At 65.6% G+C, this 17,380-nt stretch carries 16 protein-coding genes; 13 read left to right on the top strand and 3 right to left on the bottom strand.

Going from position 1 to position 17,380, the window contains the following annotated elements; all coding sequences use genetic code 11:
- Nucleotides 1-147: 147 nt before the first annotated feature.
- Nucleotides 148-1,146, top strand: coding sequence for a tRNA dihydrouridine(20/20a) synthase DusA (gene dusA, locus Mterra_RS10250; RefSeq protein ID WP_119315115.1), 999 nt, complete (start codon nucleotides 148-150; stop codon nucleotides 1,144-1,146).
- 6 nt (nucleotides 1,147-1,152) lie between these two features.
- On the opposite strand, the gene Mterra_RS10245 is transcribed toward dusA, so the two are convergent.
- Nucleotides 1,153-2,178 carry a GNAT family N-acetyltransferase gene (locus tag Mterra_RS10245; RefSeq protein WP_119315114.1) on the bottom strand — a complete coding sequence of 342 codons (1,026 nt, stop codon included), beginning with the start codon at nucleotides 2,176-2,178 and terminating at the stop codon, nucleotides 1,153-1,155.
- A gap of 216 nt (nucleotides 2,179-2,394) precedes the next feature.
- Between Mterra_RS10245 and Mterra_RS22295 the strand changes: the two genes are divergently transcribed.
- The 12 genes from Mterra_RS22295 (at nucleotide 2,395) to Mterra_RS10190 (ending at nucleotide 13,262) form a co-directional block, all read left to right on the top strand.
- Nucleotides 2,395-3,603: a DUF5666 domain-containing protein gene (locus Mterra_RS22295; protein WP_170159626.1), complete on the top strand. Its 1,209-nt coding sequence runs from the start codon at nucleotides 2,395-2,397 to the stop codon at nucleotides 3,601-3,603.
- Between the two features lie 38 nt (nucleotides 3,604-3,641).
- Nucleotides 3,642-4,298: a response regulator transcription factor gene (locus Mterra_RS10235; protein ID WP_119315113.1), complete on the top strand. Its 657-nt coding sequence runs from the start codon at nucleotides 3,642-3,644 to the stop codon at nucleotides 4,296-4,298.
- Nucleotides 4,299-5,573 (top strand): sensor histidine kinase, encoded by a 1,275-nt coding sequence (locus Mterra_RS10230; RefSeq protein WP_119315112.1) that lies wholly within the window; start codon nucleotides 4,299-4,301, stop codon nucleotides 5,571-5,573.
- Nucleotides 5,560-6,258 (top strand): hypothetical protein, encoded by a 699-nt coding sequence (locus Mterra_RS22795; RefSeq protein WP_176582523.1) that lies wholly within the window; start codon nucleotides 5,560-5,562, stop codon nucleotides 6,256-6,258. The genes Mterra_RS10230 and Mterra_RS22795 overlap by 14 nt, the downstream gene beginning before the upstream one ends.
- A gap of 290 nt (nucleotides 6,259-6,548) precedes the next feature.
- Nucleotides 6,549-7,112: a LemA family protein gene (locus tag Mterra_RS10220; protein WP_119315111.1), complete on the top strand. Its 564-nt coding sequence runs from the start codon at nucleotides 6,549-6,551 to the stop codon at nucleotides 7,110-7,112.
- Nucleotides 7,113-7,238: 126 nt separating this feature from the next.
- Entirely contained in the window at nucleotides 7,239-8,180 is a 942-nt protein-coding gene (locus tag Mterra_RS10215; protein ID WP_170159625.1) for a DUF3137 domain-containing protein, read from the top strand.
- 23 nt (nucleotides 8,181-8,203) lie between these two features.
- Entirely contained in the window at nucleotides 8,204-9,166 is a 963-nt protein-coding gene (locus Mterra_RS10210) for a DUF3137 domain-containing protein (RefSeq protein WP_119315109.1), read from the top strand.
- Between the two features lie 52 nt (nucleotides 9,167-9,218).
- Nucleotides 9,219-9,752, top strand: a complete 534-nt coding sequence (locus Mterra_RS10205) for a helix-turn-helix transcriptional regulator (RefSeq protein ID WP_245587623.1) — start codon at nucleotides 9,219-9,221, stop codon at nucleotides 9,750-9,752.
- Nucleotides 9,753-9,800: 48 nt separating this feature from the next.
- Nucleotides 9,801-10,664: a TlpA family protein disulfide reductase gene (locus tag Mterra_RS21915; protein ID WP_147372673.1), complete on the top strand. Its 864-nt coding sequence runs from the start codon at nucleotides 9,801-9,803 to the stop codon at nucleotides 10,662-10,664.
- Nucleotides 10,665-10,984: 320 nt separating this feature from the next.
- Nucleotides 10,985-11,488 (top strand): hypothetical protein, encoded by a 504-nt coding sequence (locus Mterra_RS10200; RefSeq protein ID WP_027891827.1) that lies wholly within the window; start codon nucleotides 10,985-10,987, stop codon nucleotides 11,486-11,488.
- On the top strand, nucleotides 11,488-12,576 hold the full coding sequence (locus Mterra_RS10195; protein WP_084542194.1) for an ABC transporter permease: 1,089 nt from the start codon (nucleotides 11,488-11,490) through the stop codon (nucleotides 12,574-12,576). Before Mterra_RS10200 ends, Mterra_RS10195 begins: the two co-directional genes overlap by 1 nt.
- Entirely contained in the window at nucleotides 12,576-13,262 is a 687-nt protein-coding gene (locus tag Mterra_RS10190) for an ABC transporter ATP-binding protein (RefSeq protein ID WP_051303944.1), read from the top strand. The genes Mterra_RS10195 and Mterra_RS10190 overlap by 1 nt, the downstream gene beginning before the upstream one ends.
- A gap of 78 nt (nucleotides 13,263-13,340) precedes the next feature.
- Here Mterra_RS10190 and Mterra_RS10185 read toward each other — a convergent pair whose 3' ends face one another.
- Both Mterra_RS10185 and gyrA read right to left on the bottom strand, forming a co-directional pair.
- A complete protein-coding gene (locus tag Mterra_RS10185; RefSeq protein WP_119315108.1) occupies nucleotides 13,341-14,282 on the bottom strand; it encodes a GGDEF domain-containing protein in 942 nt (313 codons plus the stop codon).
- Between the two features lie 405 nt (nucleotides 14,283-14,687).
- Nucleotides 14,688-17,105, bottom strand: a complete 2,418-nt coding sequence (gyrA, locus tag Mterra_RS10180) for a DNA gyrase subunit A (protein ID WP_119315107.1) — start codon at nucleotides 17,103-17,105, stop codon at nucleotides 14,688-14,690.
- Nucleotides 17,106-17,380 lie beyond the last annotated feature (275 nt).

Here is a 17,380-nt window from a genome sequence, read left to right as displayed (position 1 = left end):
GGGCAAGGGGGGCGGTTGACCCGGCAGGGGCTCGAGGCCTCGAGCCCCGTCCCCCAGCGCCCGGCGTTCGCCGTCGGCCGTCGGCCATCCTCCGTCTCATTCACGCCCCCTCTCCCCTGCTATCCTGATGAGGTTGGAATCTTGCCGATGAGCCTTAGCCCCAACCCCCACCTGCTCTCGGTCGCGCCCATGATGGACTGGACCGACCGGCACTTCCGCTACCTGGTGCGCCAGGTCAGCCGGGGGGTGTTGCTGTACACCGAGATGGTGACGGACAGGGCCGTCCTGCACGGGAACCGGCCCCGGCTGCTGGGCTTCGACCCGCTCGAGCACCCCGTGGCCCTGCAGCTCGGCGGTTGTGACCCCGCCCTGCTGGCGCAGGCGGCGCGCGTCGGGGAGGAGTGGGGCTACGACGAGGTCAACCTCAACCTGGGGTGCCCCTCGGAGCGGGTGCAGGGCGGGGGCTTCGGGGCCTGCTTGATGAAGGAGCCCGACCTGGTGGCCGAGTGCCTGGCGGCCATGCGCGAGGCGGTGGGGGTGCCGGTGACGGCCAAGCACCGGCTGGGCGTGGACGAGCTCGAGGACTACGGCTACCTCGCGCGCTGGGTCGAGAAGCTGGCGGGGGTGGGGGTAGAGGTCTTCATCGTGCACGCGCGCAAGGCCTGGCTCAAGGGGCTCTCGCCCAAGGAGAACCGCGAGATCCCCGAGCTGCGCTACGGGTGGGTGTACCGGCTCAAGCAGGACTTCCCCCACCTGCGCTTCGTGCTCAACGGCGGGGTGCGCACCCTCGACGAGGCGGCGGCGCACCTGGCGCACGTGGACGGGGTGATGCTGGGGCGGGCGGTCTACGACGACCCCTTCGTGCTCGAGCACGCCGACGCCCGCTTCTACGGCTTAGAGCGCCAGCCCGCCCGGCTGGAGGTCGCGCGGGCCATGATCCGCTACACCGAGGCCCAGGTGGAGCAGGGCGTGCCGCTGTGGGCGGTGGCGCGCCACCTGCTCAACCTCTTCAAGAACCAGCGGCGGGGCAAGCTGTGGCGGCGCCTGCTGTCGGAGCGGGCCAACCGCGCGGGGGCCACGCCCGAAGTGTTGTGGGAGGCGCTCGAGCACATAGCAGCGCCCGAGCTCGAGGCCGCCGCCGGCTGATCCGCTTCAGCCCAGGTAGGCCCGCACCTCGCCGAGCCCCACCTGCCAGGTGGTGCGGGAGAGGTAGGGCTTGAAGCCCAGCGCGCGGTTGATCTTGAGCATGGGCGCGTTGGAGTCGGCGTTGCCGGTGCGGATCTTGCTCACCCCGGGGCGCTCGGCGAGCACCTTTTGGATCATGGCCGCCTTGAGCCAGCGGCCCAGGCCCCGGCCGCGGAACCCGGGGAAGACCCCGGTGCCCTGCTGCTGCAGGAGGTCGGGGCGGTGGGGGTTCCAAGTCACCTCGGTGTAGCCCGCGAAGCGCCCGGTGGCCTTCTCCCGCACGAAGTAGGTCCAGCGCTGCCCGCCCGCGGCCAGTTGCATCTGCTCGACCTGGCGCAGCATCTGGGGGGTCACCTTGACGTCCTCCATCTCGAGCCGGTCCTTGGGCTGGTCGCTCATCACCACCTGCAGCACCCGCACCACCTCCTCCAGGTCGGCCTCGGCGTAGGGGCCCTCCCAGAATTGCAGCTCGAAGTCGGCGGTGGGGGCCTCGCGCAGCCAGCGCCCCAGCAGCTCGCGGTCCAGCTCGGCCAGCAGCAGTTGGTTGGTATGGCTCTCCAGGCCCCGCTCGGCGCCCAGGCGCTCCATGAAGGCCTCCCCGGAGGGCACCCGGGCGGTGGTGTTGCCCATCAGCAGGGTGCGGCCGGTCTGCCGGGCCAGCTCGGCCACCGGGGCCAGCAGGCGGCGGGCCAGGCCGCGGCGGCGGTGGCCGGGCAGCACCCCGACGTCGGCCTCGAGCAGGTGGCGGTTCTCGGGCAGGTCGAGGTAGCTGGCGCTGGACTCGGCCACCACCTCACCCCCCTCCCACACGGTCCACACCCACACCCTCACCACCGGGGGCAGGTTGCGCAGGGTCGCCATGCGCTCCTCGAAGGGGACGGGCGGGTCGTCGGGCTGGGCCTCGGCGCGCATGCGGTTCTGGAACGCGTGCAGGGCGAGGTACTCGGCCTCGCTGGCCTGGCGCAGGTCGATGGGGCGGATCTCGAGGGTCATGGCTCATGATCGGTTCCCGGCTACTTGAGGAGCAAGGAGGCAATTCAAATAGCTGGCCGGGGTATTCGCGCCGCAAAAGCCTGTTCCCATCACGCCTTTTCATTAACGAATCTTCATCTTCGGCCTTACAGACGTAACTCGTGAGGGTGTATAGGCTGGAAATTTCGTTAATTTCACGTTTATCCCGGGGTTCTAGGCTCGTCGGTGGAGGTTGTCATGCGCAAGTCGTTGTGGATCGCGGGGTTAGGCCTGTTCCTGGCCGCCTGCACCAACCCGGGCAGCCAAGCCCCCGGCACCACCCTCGAGGGCGTCGTCCAGCGGAGCGGCGGCCTCGTCACCATGGGCGGCAAGGTCCTCGACCTTAGCCAGGCCCGCGTCAGCGAGGACGGCCAGGCCGTCGCGGCCTCGAGCGTGCGCGACGGCAGCGAGATCAGCGCCCAGGGCGTCGAGCGCGGCGGGCGGCTCGAGCTGCGCGCCGTCGAGCTGCGCTACCGCGTCAAGGGCCCGGCCGACGAGGTCAACGCCGCCGAGGGCTTCGTGACGGTGGTGGGGCTCAAAGCCCTGGTGACGCCCGAGACCCGAATCGTCGAGGAGAAGGCCGACGGCAGCGAGACCCCCCTCACCCTCGACGACCTGAGCGCGGGCGACTACCTCAAGGTCGCGGGGCTGGCCCAGGCCGACGACTCCGTGGTGGCGACGCGCATCGAGCGCGAAGGCCCGGAGAACCCCGGCAAGGTCGAGCTGCGCGTGGCGCTGCGCGAGCTCGACGCCGCCGCCAAGACCTTCACCTACGGCCTGCGGACCTACACGGTGGACTACTCCGGCGCCCAGCTCAAGGGCGCCCTGAGCGAAGGGGCCTACGTGCGGGTCAAGGGCCAGAAGTCGGGCACCACCGTCGTGGCGAGCCAGGTGCGCGTCGAGGAGGAGCGCGGGGGGGGCAAGGGCCGCACCCGCATCGAGCTCGAGGGCATCGTCGCCGGCCTCGACACCGCCGCCAAGACCTTCAGCGTCGAGGGCCTGACCGTCGAATACAGCCAGGCCGAGCTGCGCGGCGAGCTCAGGGAGGGGGCCCGGGTCCACGTGCGGGGCACGCTCGAGGGGGACACCGTGAAGGCCCAGCAGGTCAAGGTGCAGGGCAAGGGCGAGCGGGGCGGGGGCGGGGCCGAACTCGAGGGCCCCATCGCCGGCTTCGACGCCGCGAGCCGCACCTTCACGGTCAACGGCGTGACGGTGAGCGTTGACGCCCGGACCCGCTACGCGGACGACCGCGGCGAGGGTGGCGAGGAATCCCGAGGCGATGAGGACGAAGACCGCATGAGCCCCGAGGAGTTCTGGGGCACCGGCCGCGACGGCCAGACGGTCGAGGTCGAGGTCGAGGCCACCGGCGAGGGCGCCCTGCTCGCCCACGAGATCGAGCTAAAGTGAACGGCCGGGCACCCGGTTTCCCTTAAACTTAAGTCAGCATGCGCATCCTGCTGGTCGAAGACGAAGAGGGGCTGGCCCAGCCCCTCCTCGCCCTCCTCCGGCGGGAGCGCTACGCCACGACGTGGGTGAGCAGCGTGGAGGCCGCCTACGCCGCCTTGGCCGACGCCGAGCCCGACCTGCTGATCCTCGACGTGATGCTCCCCGAGGGCGAGGACGCGGGCTTCGAGCTGGCCCAGGGGCTGCGGCAGGGCGGCTACAAGGGCAGCATCCTCTTCCTCACCGCCCGCGACACCATCGAGGACCGGGTGCACGGCCTCGACCTGGGCGGCGACGACTACCTGGTCAAGCCCTTCTCGCTCACCGAACTGCTCGCGCGGGTGCGGGCCCTGCTGCGCCGCAGCGCACACAGCAAGCAGGCCTACATCGCCCGGGGGCCCCTACGCGTGGACCAGAGCGGCCGGCGGGTCTTCTGGCAGCAGCAGATCTGCGAGCTGTCGGAGAAGGAATTCGCCCTGCTCGAGCTGCTCGCCCTGCACCCCGAGAAGACCTTCGCCGTCGAGGAGCTGCTCGAGCGCTTCTTCCCCGACAGCGAGTCGGGGCACCGCATCCTGCGGGTCTACGTGCACCGCCTGCGGGAGAAGCTGGCCCCCGAGGCCATCGTGACGGTCCCCGGGGGCTACCGGTTGGGGGTCTAGATGGGGTTGCGTAGCCGGCTCGTCCTCAGCCTGACCACCCTCGCCGTGCTGGCGGTGGCGGTGGAGGGCCTGCTGGGCTACTGGCAGTTCCGCGAGGCCGTGCGCGGGAACCTCGAGCGCGACCTCGAGCGCTTCGCCCGCACGGTGGCCGAGGCGGTGGTGCTGGAGCCGGCCCCCCGGCTCGACGTGGCCCGCGTGGCCGAGCTGCCCGAGTTCGGCCAGGGCCGCCTGCGCCTGCGCCGCGAGGGGGAGGCCCCGGTGTTCGAGACCGGCGGCCGCTTCCCCGAGAACGACCCCGCCTGGCTGCGCTACCGCCTGCCGCTGGAGGGGGGGTACGTGCTCGAGGCCGCCCTCGACACCCGCGAGCGGCAGAACGCCTTCGCGGCCTACACCCAGACCCTCTTGATCTCACTGCCTGTCGCGCTGTTCCTGGCCCTGGGCCTGGCGGCGCTGCTGCTGGGCTACCTCATGCGCCCGCTGCGCCAGCTCAACCAGGCCACCCACGAGCTGGCCCAGCAGCGCTTCCCCGAGGCGGTGCCCATCCCCCCGGGCAACGACGAGCTGGCCGAGCTGGCCCGCAGCTTCAACCGCATGACCGAGGCGGTGCGGGGCTTCCTCGAGCGCGAGCAGAGCTTTACCCGCTACGCCTCCCACGAGCTGCGCACGCCGCTGGCGACGTTGCGGGCCCAGGTCGAGGGGCTGGAGCACGGCCTCGCCGACCCCCGCCAGGCCATGCCCTACCTCAAGGCCAGCCTCAGCCGCATGGAGGGCATCCTCAGCGGCCTGCTCACCCTCTCGCGCTCCCCCGAGCCCAGCCCCACCCCGCTGCCCCTGGAGCCGCTGGTGCGCTCGTGCGCCGCCGCGCTGCCCGAGGCCCAGCAACCGCGCCTGAGGCTCGAGCTCCGGCACGACCTGTGGACCTACGGCCCGGCCGAGCCGCTGCGCCAGGCCGTCCACAACCTCCTCGACAACGCCTGCAAGTTCAGCGACGGCGAGGTCGAGGTCCGGCTGGAGGGCGGGCCGGGCCAGGTGCGGCTGGTGGTGCGCGACCGGGGCCCGGGCGTCCCCGAGGAGGCCCTGGCCGAGCTGGGCAAGCCCTTCTACCGGCTCGACCGCCGCAAGCAGGGTCTGGGCCTCGGACTGGCCCTGGTGCAGCACGTAGCCCGCGCGCTGTCGGGGCGGCTGGAGTTCCGCAACCTCAAGCCCGGGCTCGAGGCCACCCTCACCCTCCCCGCCGCCACCCCCCAAAACGAGGTGAACCATGTCCCGGCGTGAGCTGCTGCGGCTGCTGGCGGCCCTGGGCCTGAGCCTGGGTTCGCCGGGCTGGGCCAACGGCAAGGACAAGGACAAAGGCAACGGCAACGATAAGGACAAAGATAAGGACAAGGACAAAGATAAAGACAAGGGGAACGATAAAGACAAGGGCGACAAGTCCTCGCCCGGCAACCCCAACAACCCGAACAACCCCAACAACCCCGAACCCCGCCGCAACTACTACGCCCGCGTGACCCTCAACGACGGGGCCGCGATCTACTGCGGGGGAACCCGGGTGCTCAGCGACTCGCCCTGGCTCAAGCTCGCCGCCCCGGGGATGTGGCTCGAGGCCGAGGGCAACTGGAACGAGAAGGACTTCAAAGCCGCCCAGGTCAAGATCGTCTCCCCCAAGGTCTGGGCCTACTACCAGGGCCCGGCCGCCGCGCTGAGCCTCGGGGGCGCCCAGCGCGTTGAGGTGTGGCTCCAGGACGGCGCCGAGCGCGTCCTGTTCCAGCGCACCCTGACCACCTCGGCCAACACGGTGCGCGTCGTGGCCTACCACGACGGCACCCGCTTCCTGGCCGTCCCCCCCAACCTCATCGCCGCCCCCGGCCTCAAGCCCGGCTGGTACGAACTCAACGGCACCTGGAACGGCCAGTCCTTCACCTGGAGCAGCATCAAGCCCTTCCCCGCCGACGAGGGATGAGTAGCGAACAGCTGTCAGCTTTCAGCCGTCAGCGGTAAGCGGGAAGCTAGTGGCTCGTGGTGAACCCCACCCCGCACGCGGGGAGGGTTTATCCCCCCCGGCCCCCCTTGCTAAGGGGGGTGACAAGGCGTCTTGCGTCTTGCGTTTGGCGTCTCGCGTTTCGCGTACGACGTACGACGTACGACGTACGACGTACGACCCGCGTTAGCGTTGGGCGTTCGGCTATGGGCTATCGCCCCCCATGTACATAAACCCCCGGGCCCCATAACCAAAGGTGCTAGGGTAAAGGCATGACCGGACTGCTCATCGTGTTGGGGCTGGCGGTGGTGCTGGTGCTGGCCTACGTCGTGCTCTACAACGGGCTGGTGGCCCGCAAGAACCAGGTGGACAACGCCTTCGGTTCCGTCGAGGCCATGCTCAAGAAGCGCTACGACCTCATCCCCAACCTGGTCGCCGCCGTCAAGCAGTACATGGCCCACGAGGCGAGGCTGCTCGAGCGCGTCGTGGCGTTGCGCTCGCAGGCGATGGGTGCCCCCAGCCCGGAGGCGAGGTTCAAGGCCGAGGGCGAGCTGAGCGCCGCGTTGCGGGGCCTGATGGTGCAGGTGGAGAACTACCCCGACCTCAAGGCCAACCAGAACGTGCTGCAACTGCAGGCCGCCCTCAACGAGGCCGAGGAGCAGATCTCGGCGGCGCGGCGCTTCTACAACTCCGCCGTCACCGACTACAACAACGCCATCGAGATGTTCCCTTCCAGCCTCATCGCCCAGAGCATGCGGCTGGAGCGCAAGCCGGTGTTCACCATCCCCGAAGGGGAGCGAGCCGCCCCCAACGTGGGCCAGCTTTTCGGCAATTGAGCCCCTGTAGGCCAACCCCCAGAGCGTACCTGCCATGGTCCGTCCAGTTCCCTGCGCCCTCCCCCGGCCTTCCCCCCTCGCCTCCGCCGCACGCCGCATGACCCCGCGCAGCGCTGGGAGGACGGCGTGACCGGGGGCTTCACCGAACTCTACCGCCAGCTCGAGCCCGTGATCGGCGACCTCGAGCGCGAGCGGCGGGAGGTGGCCGCGCGGCTGGTCGTGTTCGGGGCCGTCACCGTGCTGGCCGCGGTGCTCCTGGTGGCCCTGGTCCCCGCCGTGCGCGACCCCGGCCTGCTGGGCTTCGTGGCCTTCGCCGGCATCGCGGCGCTGGGCGTGGCCCACGGCGCCCTCACCCGGCGCTACCGCGCGCGCTTCAAGAACGAGCTGGTGCGGCGGCTGGTGCAGCACCTGGGCCCGGGCCTCGAGTACCGCCCCGAGGCGGGCGTCGGCTACGGGAGCTACCGCTCGAGCCAGCTCTTCCCCCGCGAGCCCGACCGCTACAAGGAGGAAGACCTCATCGCCGGGCGCGTCGGCCAGACCCGCCTCAAGGTCAGCGAGGTCCACAGCGAGTACAAGACCGAGTCCACCGACTCCAAGGGGCGGCGCACCACCCACTGGCACACCATCTTCCGCGGGCTGTTCTTCGTGCTCGACTTCCCCAAGCCCTTCCGCGGCACCACGCTGGTGCTGCCCGACAACGGCGACGGGGCCTTCCTCAACTTCCTCGAGCGCTTCAGCAGCCGCGGCCAGCTCGTCAAGCTCGAAGACCCCGAGTTCGAGCGCTACTTCGTCACCTACGCCTCCGACCAGGTCGAGGCCCGCTACCTGCTCTCCACCAGCCTCATGCAGCGCCTGGTCAACTTCCGCAAGGCCTTCAAGCGCCCGCTCTACCTCGCCTTCAGCGGCGGCAACTTCTACCTCGCCCTCTCCACGCCCAAGAACTTCTTCGAGCCGCGCATCTTCCAGCCCCTGCGCCTGGAAGACCTCGTGGACTACCTCACCGACCTGCGCTTCGTGCTCTCGGTGATCGACGAGCTCAACCTCAACACCCGCATCTGGGGCACGTAGGGCGCCCGGCGGGACGCGCGGCCATGGACTTCACCCGGCTTTACTACCAGGTCCTGCTCCCGGTGCAGGGGCTGCTCGAGCGCGAACGCCGCCACAGCCTGCTGCTCGTGGCGTTGCTGGCGCTGTTCACCGGGCCGCTGCTGGTGGTCGGCGTCGCCGCGCTGCTGGCGGGCATCTTCCCGGTCGGGCTGGTGGTGAGCGGACTGGCGCTGGGGACGTGGCGGGTGGTCTACCCGGCGGTGCAGTACAACTACCGCCGCCACTTCAAGCAGAAGCTGATCCAGCCCATCTTGGCCGAGGTGGCCCCCACGCTGGTCTACCAGAGCCTGGGCACCCTCAACGAGATCGAGCTGTGGGCCAGCGGGCTGCTCGAGCGCACCGGCGAGGTCGAGGGCAGCGACTTGGTGCGCGGGCGCATCGAGGGGGTGGAGTGCAAGTTCGCCTACGTCGAGGCCTACGCCCTGCGCGAGGACCGCGGGCGCAACCCCTCCCTGCGGCAGCGCGCGCGCCTGTTCCAGGGGATGCTCTTCGTGGCCGAGTTCCCCAAGCCCTTCCTGGGGCAGGTCCTGGTGCTCCCCGACCACCTCGAGCCCGCCCTGGGCCACCTGGCCCAGTACCTGCAGGGCCTCAACCGTTCGCGGGGCGAGCTGGTGAGGCTCGAGGACCCCGAGTTCGAGGGCCTCTTCGCCGTCTACACCGCCCCCGGCCCCGACGCCCAGGTCAAGGCCCGCTACCTTCTCTCCACCAGCTTCATCCGCCGCCTCACCCGCTTCCGCCGCCAGTTGGGCCGGCCCCTGCTGGCCTCGCTCAACTACGGCAAGCTCTACCTCGCCATCCCCCTCCCCGCCAACCCCCTCGACCCGCCGCTGCTGCACAGCGCGGTGGACCTCGAGCGGGTGCGCACCTACGTGGAGGCGCTCGAGCTGATGCTGAACCTCGTCGAAGAGCTGCGGCTCAACGTGCGGGTCTGGAACACGACGGGATAGAAGTACGGCGCGTTGACGAAGACAACCAACTGTAATAAGAATTAGATCAGATATGTTAATAATCTATACAGGAGATGAAACCGTGCGTCAGCACGGGGAAACCTTGTTCGCTTCAGCTAAGCTACTTAGAGAAGTTTATTTAGTGCTTGATGCTCCGCGAGGCTACGCCCTTCGAACCCTGGCCGACCTACCACGCCCTGTGTTAGTGGTAACGGGTGTGAACACCTCACCCTACCTTCAAGACCTACTCGACCTGAGACCCGAGGGCCTGTTAGCCCGTCCGACGAGACCTCAAGAAGTTCTCACCGGGCTGGAGCGTATATCTACTGGTGAACGTTTCTATGAAGGTCCATTCCTGGAAAACCGCCTACAGCCTTGTGAACGAGCCGTACTCCGCCACTTAGCCTTTGGTCTGGAAAACAGTGAGATCGCCCATATCCTCAGCGTTAGCCCACGCACCGTGGATAACCGTATCACTGCGCTCAAAGAAAAACTAAAGATTAGAAATCGGGTGGAACTAGCTCTATTTTACTTAGGAATACATTCCCGCTTACAGGATTGCGAGAAACTCACCTTTCAGACGTGAGTTTCAGCTCTTTACAGTATATATTCTAATGAGCATATAATCATTGCTATGAAGCTAGCTTTAGCTCTAATCTTCCTTACAATTGTCCAATCAGGTTGGGCTTTCGAGGGAGTAGCACGTCTTGAGTCGCTCGGCAAATCGTTTCCTAGTAATTCTGTCAAAGGTCCAAGCTTATACGTATTTACCACTGATGAGTGCGGAAATTGCGTCGTTCAACTTACGTATCTAAGCAAGCTAAAAAAACGCATTCCCGGCTTGTCAATTGCTAATGTTTCAATTAAAGCAAAGCGTGGGTTGGCTCCTGGGATAACATCCCTAGAAGATCCCAAAGGTGCTCTATTCAAAGCTTTATCCATTAGGAGAATACCTACACTAATTATGGTAGATGCTCAACGCATTATTCAAGCCCACTTCGAAGGACTAATCGAGGAGAACGAGCTAGCAACCCTTGCCACAGGCTTAGTTAACGGTAAGACCATCACTCAAGTTGCACTGCCTGGTAGCCCGGGAAGCATGGCCGCAGACATCAAAGGAGTCAATTGGTCAGTAACAAAAACACATCTGCTAGTTTTTCACCGAGCAGCCTGCGCTGGCTGTGTTGAGGAGATTCCAGAGATCATGTCTCTCGCTAAGACCTATCCCACGCTAGCTATCTGGATACTAACCCCTGACGATCTTAGTTTAGTAAAGAATCAATTTGCCCAAGCACCTAAAAACTTACAGGTACTTAAAGTCGAGCAGTTTCAGATTGCTAGAGACTATGCGCTTACTGGAGTACCTACTCACATAGTTGTGAGTGACAGATTGATTCGTATTCGAAATGTTGGTTATGCTCCCGAAGTACTCAAAGGCATAATTTCAGGCGTTCCCAATCTGGGTGTTTGCGATACCACTGGTTGCGCGCGCCGGTAGAGTATCGAGCACAAATAAGGAGGTGAGGTTCTTGAGGAATCAGAGTAAGTGGATATGGTCTTTGGCTATCATCTTCAGTGCGTTGTTGCCTTTTGCCCAAGCCGGAGATTGCAAGGAAAACTGCACCACCATATGCAGGCCAGTCTGTGAAGTTATCGTCGAGGAAGTTTGTACCGAGTTGGGAGGCACCGAGGAGGACTGCAAGACTATTGCTAAAACAGTTTGCGAATGGGTGTGTGAACAAACCTGTAGCTGGATCTGTTCATAGGAGTACTCAGGGTGAGCGCCGTCCGGAGGCGCTCACCCATGGAGGATAGAATATGAATAGGTACTGCAAACTGATCCTAATTCTTGGGGCTGTAGTGCTCGGCCTTTACCCGGCTAGCGCTCAAGGGCTCAACCCGCTCGAGGTGGCACGGGTCATCCGGGAGATCACTCCGGTCACGCTAGCGGTTTATCAAGTGCGCTATCTTCCCTTGCTCGATGCCCGGCCTCAGACCCGGTTCACCCCGGACCAAGCCAGGGCGCTTCTACCCCACTTTAACCGGCTCGCTTCTCAAGATGAACTCTCCCTCGAGCAATACCGCAGGATCGGAACTGCCATCAGTCAGGTGCTCACTGCCGAGCAAGACACCTATTATTCCAGGCTGGTGAAAGAACAGGGCAAGGACAATCCGGCTCTCAAGGATAGCGAAATGAAGCTGCTTCTCGAATACTATCAGGCCAAAATCGCTTACAACCCCTTTGCTCCGAACGGCTTTGCCCATAGTGATCTAAAAAACCTCATAAAGCTGCTCGAGGCTCGTGCCAGGGAAAAAGCCTGATGGAAGCTGTTAAAAACGCTCTCCGCCATCCTCTTCGCCTACTGGTACTGGTGTTGTCACTAGTTATCGGGGTAGTAGCGTCCTTTCTGATCCTCACGATTTTGCGTACAGCTGAACTTTTGGGGCAACCCACAATTCCCCCGGGAGTTCTTCGAATCAGCTTCGCCCTGGAGGCTCCTTCCTCCCTCACCCCGGCCCAATTTTTGGAGGAAAACGGCTTGCAAGGCGAGTGGGTAACACTAGGTCAACTGTTCCGCGAGGATGTTCGGCGCGGTGCAGCGATTGGGGCTTATGGCTTTGAGTCTGTGGAAACCATGAAAAGGTTTCTACCCACTTTACGCTTGAAGCAAGGGGGTTGGCCTAAACAGTACCAACTCTTGGTCCCCCAACAAGCCTGTCGATTGCTGAGTTGCCGGGTAGGCCAAACCATCAAGGTACTCTACCCAGGAACCGAGCAGCCCGTGCGCTACACGGTTTCGGGAATCGTGGACTCCCCTCTTGCTACTACCCTTTTGGCTGTTCCAGCAGCTCCTCGGGGTGGATTGGACTGGAGGCTGTGGGCATTCGCTAGGTCCCAGTCAAGCGAAGAATTGGAAGATCAAGTGAGGGCATATCTCCAATCGCGGGGACTCAAGGCCGCCGACGTGCAGGTGCTCGATCGCATAGGAATGCAACGTTCGTGGCGCCAACTCAGCTTTGGTTTCACCGTGATCCTAGGACCCACAGCCTTGGTAGCGCTGATTTCGGCAACACTCTTGGTGCTGTTTAACTTTGCTGTCAACCGCCTCGAACGGGCTAAAGAAGTTGCGATCAAACGGGCTCTAGGAGCTTCCCGATCACACATCGCCCTAGAGAGCCTAGCTGAGGCCATGGCCATCTTTCTCTTAGCCGTCCCACCCAGTCTCGCTGTCACCTGGGCCTTGCTGGATCGCCTGGGTGGTGGGGAGGCTCAACGCCTGTTCTACCCCGAAGTAGGAATCGCTCTCCAGGTATTTGCCGGAATCGGTGCGTTGGTACTGCTCTCGGCCCTTGGACCGGTCCTAGCGCTGGCCTCCACTCAGCCCTCGAGCCAGCTTAAAGAGGAATGATGCTTGAGGTTATTGATCTGTCGCGTCGCTACCGCAGTGGCTCGCAGTGGGTCAGCGTGCTTCAGAACGTCCAGCTCCGGCTTAGGGAGGGGGAGCTGCTGGTAGTTGCCGGTCGCTCGGGTAGCGGAAAAACCACCCTCTTGCATCTCTTGGCTGGGATCGATCGGCCGGACGAGGGAAAACTGCACCTGGGAGAGTTGGTACTCAGCCGCAACTCCCCTGAGGTCAGCCTGCTGCGCTGGCGCAGGGCAGTAGGTTTCATGCACCAAACCCCAGTGCTCATTCCTACCCTCACCGCCTGGGAGAACGCCTTGCTACCCTTTCGTTACGGAGGTCAGAACCCCGACTTGGCGTGGGTGAAGCTGCTCTTCAAGCGACTGGGTATTTCCGGCTTGGAAAACCGCCGTCCCCGACAACTTTCGGGTGGACAGGCCACGCGAGTCGCCTTGGTCCGGGCGTTGGCCCGGCGTAATACCCTCTTCCTGGCAGATGAGCCTACCGGGCGACTCGACGAAGCAGGAGCCACCGCAGTTTGGGGGTTGCTGCTCGAGCTAAACCGACAGGAGGGTATTAGCGGGGTTGTGGTTACTCATGACCCGCTGATTTTGAAGCAGGCTCACAGAGTGCTAACGGTACAAGAGGGCCGCTTGGTCGAAGCGGTGGTTTCGGGTAGAGGGGACCTGTAGCCTATTTCGGGCTCAGGCGGTTCGGTCGAAGAGCTCCGGCTCAACGTGCGGGTTTGGAACCCGGCCTGAGCCGTACGATCAGTCGGGGTGCGTGAGGCAGACGGAGCAGTTCAACGGGCCGGGAGCCGGGTGGGCCTGGGGCTCGAGCTCCACCCGGTCGCGGCCGGAGCGCTTGGCGCGGTAGAGGGCCTGGTCGGCGAGGTCGATGACGGTCTTGGGCAGCGCCGAGTCGAGCGAGGGCCACACCGTCCCGCAGCCCACGCTCACCGTCACGCAGCCCTCCTCGGGCAGGCCGCAGGGGATCTGGGCCTCCCGCACGGCCAGCCGGATGGCCTCGGCGCGCTCCCAGGCCCCGGTGGGGTCGGTGTTGGGCAGGATCACCGCGAACTCCTCGCCGCCGTAGCGCGAGACCACGTCGGTGCTGCGGCGCACGTTGGCCTGGAGGATCTGGGCGATCTGGACCAGGCACTCGTCGCCGGCGAGGTGGCCCAGGGTGTCGTTGTAGCGCTTGAAGTGATCGACATCGACCAGCAGCAGCGACACCGGCTCGCCCTCGCGCTGGGCGCGCTGGAGCTCCTGGGCCAAGCGCTCGTCGAAGTGCCGGCGGTTGGCGACGCCGGTGAGCCCGTCGGAGGCCGCGCGGTGCTCGAGCTCGCGGTTGGCCTCCTCGAGCTTGCGCTGGGTGCTGAGGATGCGGTGGTTGGCCTCGAGCAAGGAGAGCCCCAGCAGCGCGGTCAGCAGCAGCAGCCCCATCGCCATCAGCCGGTTGGCGATGGCGGCCCAGGTCGGGGAGTAGCTGTCGGGGGCCGCGAAGTACGACGGCACCATCAACAGCACGCACATCCCGGTCAGCAGCAGCGTCAGGCGGGGGTTGTTCAGCCGCAGGCTCATCAGGATGACGATGCTGTAGAGTGCGCCCCAGGCGACGGACCTGGGCAGGACCACGTCCACGACAAACAGGAGCAGCGTCAGGGCGATGCAGGAGATCAGGAAGCGGTCTTCTCTGTGGTCTGGGGTCATGCCGGGCTCCTCAGGAGCATTTGGAAAGACTTTACGCACACCTCCCTGAGGCTGGGCTGAGTGAGAGACGCAAAAGTTAAAGGTTTTAAGGCGGTTCAGGCCCGGATCGGCCGCTTCGGCGGAATGATCCGGAATCCGCCAGGAGGCCAACCCCCACTTTTATGGCCGGCCATCGGCATTTACCGCCAGGGGAATGAAGCCATGAACCTCGCTGGAGCCTCGAGAAGGCCTCACCCCGGAACGGGATTTATCATGATTTGTTTACCTTAAGACGCTTCAGCGCGATTTCCACGAATAGTTCCAACTGTCCAGCTCGAGGCCGTCCCCGCGGGCGGGGGTGGGCACCGGGAAACGAGCGGCGGGAGGCGTCCGTAGAGCCTCCCGCCGTGGAGCTTTGGGCAGCCTTCAGTCCTGCGGGGCGATCACGAAGGCCGAGGCCACCTCGTCGTCGGAGAGGTTCATGACCTTGACGCCGCTCGTCGCCCGCCCGTACTGCGAGATGCTGGCGACGGGGGTTCGGATGGCGATGCCGCGGCGGCTGAGCACCAGCAGGTCCTCGTTGCCCTGAACCCGCATGAGCGCGCCGAGTTCGCCCACCTTGTCGTTGCAGTTGAAGGTGATGACCCCCATCCCGCCGCGGCCCTGCACGGGGTACTCGGAGATGGCGGTGCGCTTGCCGTAGCCGCGGGTGCCCACGGCGAGCACCTCGCCGTCCCAGTCCTTGGGCAGCACCACCAGCGAGACCACCCGGTCCCCGCGGCCGCCCTTGAAGCGGATGCCGGTCACGCCCTGGCTGGCCCGCCCGGTGGCGCGCACCTCGGAGAGGTCGAAGCGGATGGACTGGCCGCTCTGGGTGGCGAGCATCACCTGGTCGCCCTCCTGGGCCACCGCCACGCCGATGAGCGCGTCGTTCTCGAGCAGGTTGATGGCGATGAGGCCGGCCGAGGAGAGGTTCTGGTACTCGCGGATCTCGGTCTTCTTGACCAGGCCGTTGCGCGTGGCGAAGACGAAGTAGCCGTCCTCGGTGAGGCTGCGCACGTTGAGCAGCGCGGCCACCTCCTCCCCCTCCACCAGCGGCAGCAGCGAGACCACGTGGGTGCCCCGCGCCTGGCGGCTGGCCTCGGGCAGCTCGTGCACCTTCTCGGCGTAGACCCGGCCGCGGTTGGTGAAGATGAGCAGGGTGTCGTGCATGGAGGCCACGAAGACCGAGATGGCCTCGTCCTCCTCCTTGGTCTTGCCGGCCTGCGCGCCCACCCCGCCGCGGCCCTGGGCGCGGTAAGCCTCCAGCGGCGTGCGCTTCATGAAGCCCTGCGAGGTGAGGGTGATGACCATGGGCTCGTCCTCGATGAGGTCCTCGAGGCTGAAGCCCTCCTCGAACTCGGTGATCTGGGTGCGGCGCTGGTCGCCGAACTTCTGCTTGATCTCCAGCAGTTCTTCCTTGACCACCCGCCACAGCCGCTTCTCGTCCTGCAGGATCGAGGTGAGGTAGCCAATCTCCTCCATCAGCTCGCGGTACTCCTCCTGCAGCTTCTCGCGCTCGAGGCCCACCAGCCGCTGCAGGCGCATGTCGAGGATGGCCTGGGCCTGGGCGTCGGAGAGGTTGAAGCGGCTGATAAGGCCGGTGCGGGCCTCGGCGGCGTCCTGCGAGCCGCGGATGAGGGCGATGACCTCGTCGATGTGGTCGAGGGCGATGAGCAGGCCCTCGAGGATGTGGGCGCGCTCTTGGGCCTTGCGCAGGTCGTACTGGGTGCGCTTGTAGACCACTTGGCGCCGGTGGTCGAGGTAGTGGCGCAGGAGCTCGAGCAGGTTGAGCACCTTGGGCTCGCCGTTCACCACCGCCAGCAGGTTGACGGTGAAGGTCGTCTGCAGGCGGGAGTGCTTGTAGAGCTTGTTGAGCACCACCTGGGGGTTGGCCCCGCGCTTGAGCTCGACGGCGATGCGCATGCCCTGCCGGTCGGACTCGTCGCGCAGCGCGGCGATCTCCTCGATGACCTTGTTGCGCACCAGGGCGGCGATCTGGGTGATCAGGTCGGCCTTGTTGACCTGGTAGGGGATCTCGGTGAAGACCAGCATGGCCCGCCCGTTCTTGTCCTCGTTGCGGTAGCGCGCCCGCACCTTCAGCCCCCCGCGCCCGCTGGCGTAGGCCTCGCGGATGCCCCGGCGCGAGAGCTTGGCCCCGGTGGGGAAGTCGGGGCCCGGCATGATCTTGAGCACCTCGTCGAGGGTGATGGCGGGGTTGTCGATCATCTGCACGAGCGCGTCAACGGTCTCGGAGAGGTTGTGGGGGGGGAGCGAGGTCGCCATGCCCACCGCGATCCCCGTCGAGCCGTTGACCAGCAGGTTGGGGAAGGCGGCCGGCAGCACCTCGGGCTGCTCGGTGGTGTTGTCGTAGTTGGGGTAGAAGGGGACGGTCTCCTTGTCGATGTCGCGCAGCAGCTCGAAGCCCACGCTCGAGAGCCTGGCCTCGGTGTAGCGCTGGGCGGCGGGCGGGTCGCCGTCCACCGACCCGAAGTTGCCCTGCCCGTCGATGAGCGGGTAGCGCAGGTTCCAGGGCTGGGCCATGCGGGCGAGGGTGTCGTAGATGGCCGCGTCGCCGTGGGGGTGGTACTTACCCATCACCTCACCCACGATCTTCGCGCTCTTGACGTGCTTGCGCGTGGGCAGCACCCCCTCCATCATGGCCCCGTAGAGGATGCGGCGCTGCACCGGCTTGAGCCCGTCGCGCACGTCGGGCAACGCCCGGTCCACGATGGTGGACATGGCGTAGTTGATAAAGCTCTGCTTGACTTCCTCGGTAATCTCGATCGGCAGTACTTGCGACATCGCTTCTCCTGTTCGTTGCGGTCATCGCCCGGGGTTACGGCGGAGGCGGCAGTGCGGGCACAAAAAAAGCGCTGGACGCGCTCAGTTGACTCTCCACATTATACCCGATCCGAAACGTTATGTCAAAAACATAATGCCAGGCAAGGAGCGGGGAAAAGGCGTCAGCCATCAGCTATCAGCCGTCAGCCGTCGGCGGGGGCCCGTGGCGTGTGGCTCGTGGTGGAAAGGCACCCCTCCCCAACCCACCCCGCCGGCGGGGAGGGTATATCCCCCCC

Origin of the sequence: Calidithermus terrae, from assembly GCF_003574345.1 — a bacterium.
GTDB lineage: Bacteria > Deinococcota > Deinococci > Deinococcales > Thermaceae > Calidithermus > Calidithermus chliarophilus.
This window is presented reverse-complemented; position numbering and strand designations above follow the sequence as displayed.

Coding starts and splice junctions, on each gene's coding strand:
- dusA (WP_119315115.1), top strand. CDS start 148: ATGAGCCTTAGCCCCAACCCCCACCTGCTCTCGGTCGCGCCCATGATG.
- gyrA (WP_119315107.1), bottom strand. CDS start 17,105: ATGTCGCAAGTACTGCCGATCGAGATTACCGAGGAAGTCAAGCAGAGC.
- Mterra_RS22295 (WP_170159626.1), top strand. CDS start 2,395: ATGCGCAAGTCGTTGTGGATCGCGGGGTTAGGCCTGTTCCTGGCCGCC.
- Mterra_RS10190 (WP_051303944.1), top strand. CDS start 12,576: ATGCTTGAGGTTATTGATCTGTCGCGTCGCTACCGCAGTGGCTCGCAG.
- Mterra_RS21915 (WP_147372673.1), top strand. CDS start 9,801: ATGAAGCTAGCTTTAGCTCTAATCTTCCTTACAATTGTCCAATCAGGT.
- Mterra_RS10185 (WP_119315108.1), bottom strand. CDS start 14,282: ATGACCCCAGACCACAGAGAAGACCGCTTCCTGATCTCCTGCATCGCC.
- Mterra_RS10230 (WP_119315112.1), top strand. CDS start 4,299: ATGGGGTTGCGTAGCCGGCTCGTCCTCAGCCTGACCACCCTCGCCGTG.
- Mterra_RS10235 (WP_119315113.1), top strand. CDS start 3,642: ATGCGCATCCTGCTGGTCGAAGACGAAGAGGGGCTGGCCCAGCCCCTC.
- Mterra_RS10210 (WP_119315109.1), top strand. CDS start 8,204: ATGGACTTCACCCGGCTTTACTACCAGGTCCTGCTCCCGGTGCAGGGG.
- Mterra_RS10245 (WP_119315114.1), bottom strand. CDS start 2,178: ATGACCCTCGAGATCCGCCCCATCGACCTGCGCCAGGCCAGCGAGGCC.
- Mterra_RS10205 (WP_245587623.1), top strand. CDS start 9,219: ATGTTAATAATCTATACAGGAGATGAAACCGTGCGTCAGCACGGGGAA.
- Mterra_RS22795 (WP_176582523.1), top strand. CDS start 5,560: ATGTCCCGGCGTGAGCTGCTGCGGCTGCTGGCGGCCCTGGGCCTGAGC.
- Mterra_RS10200 (WP_027891827.1), top strand. CDS start 10,985: ATGAATAGGTACTGCAAACTGATCCTAATTCTTGGGGCTGTAGTGCTC.
- Mterra_RS10220 (WP_119315111.1), top strand. CDS start 6,549: ATGACCGGACTGCTCATCGTGTTGGGGCTGGCGGTGGTGCTGGTGCTG.
- Mterra_RS10195 (WP_084542194.1), top strand. CDS start 11,488: ATGGAAGCTGTTAAAAACGCTCTCCGCCATCCTCTTCGCCTACTGGTA.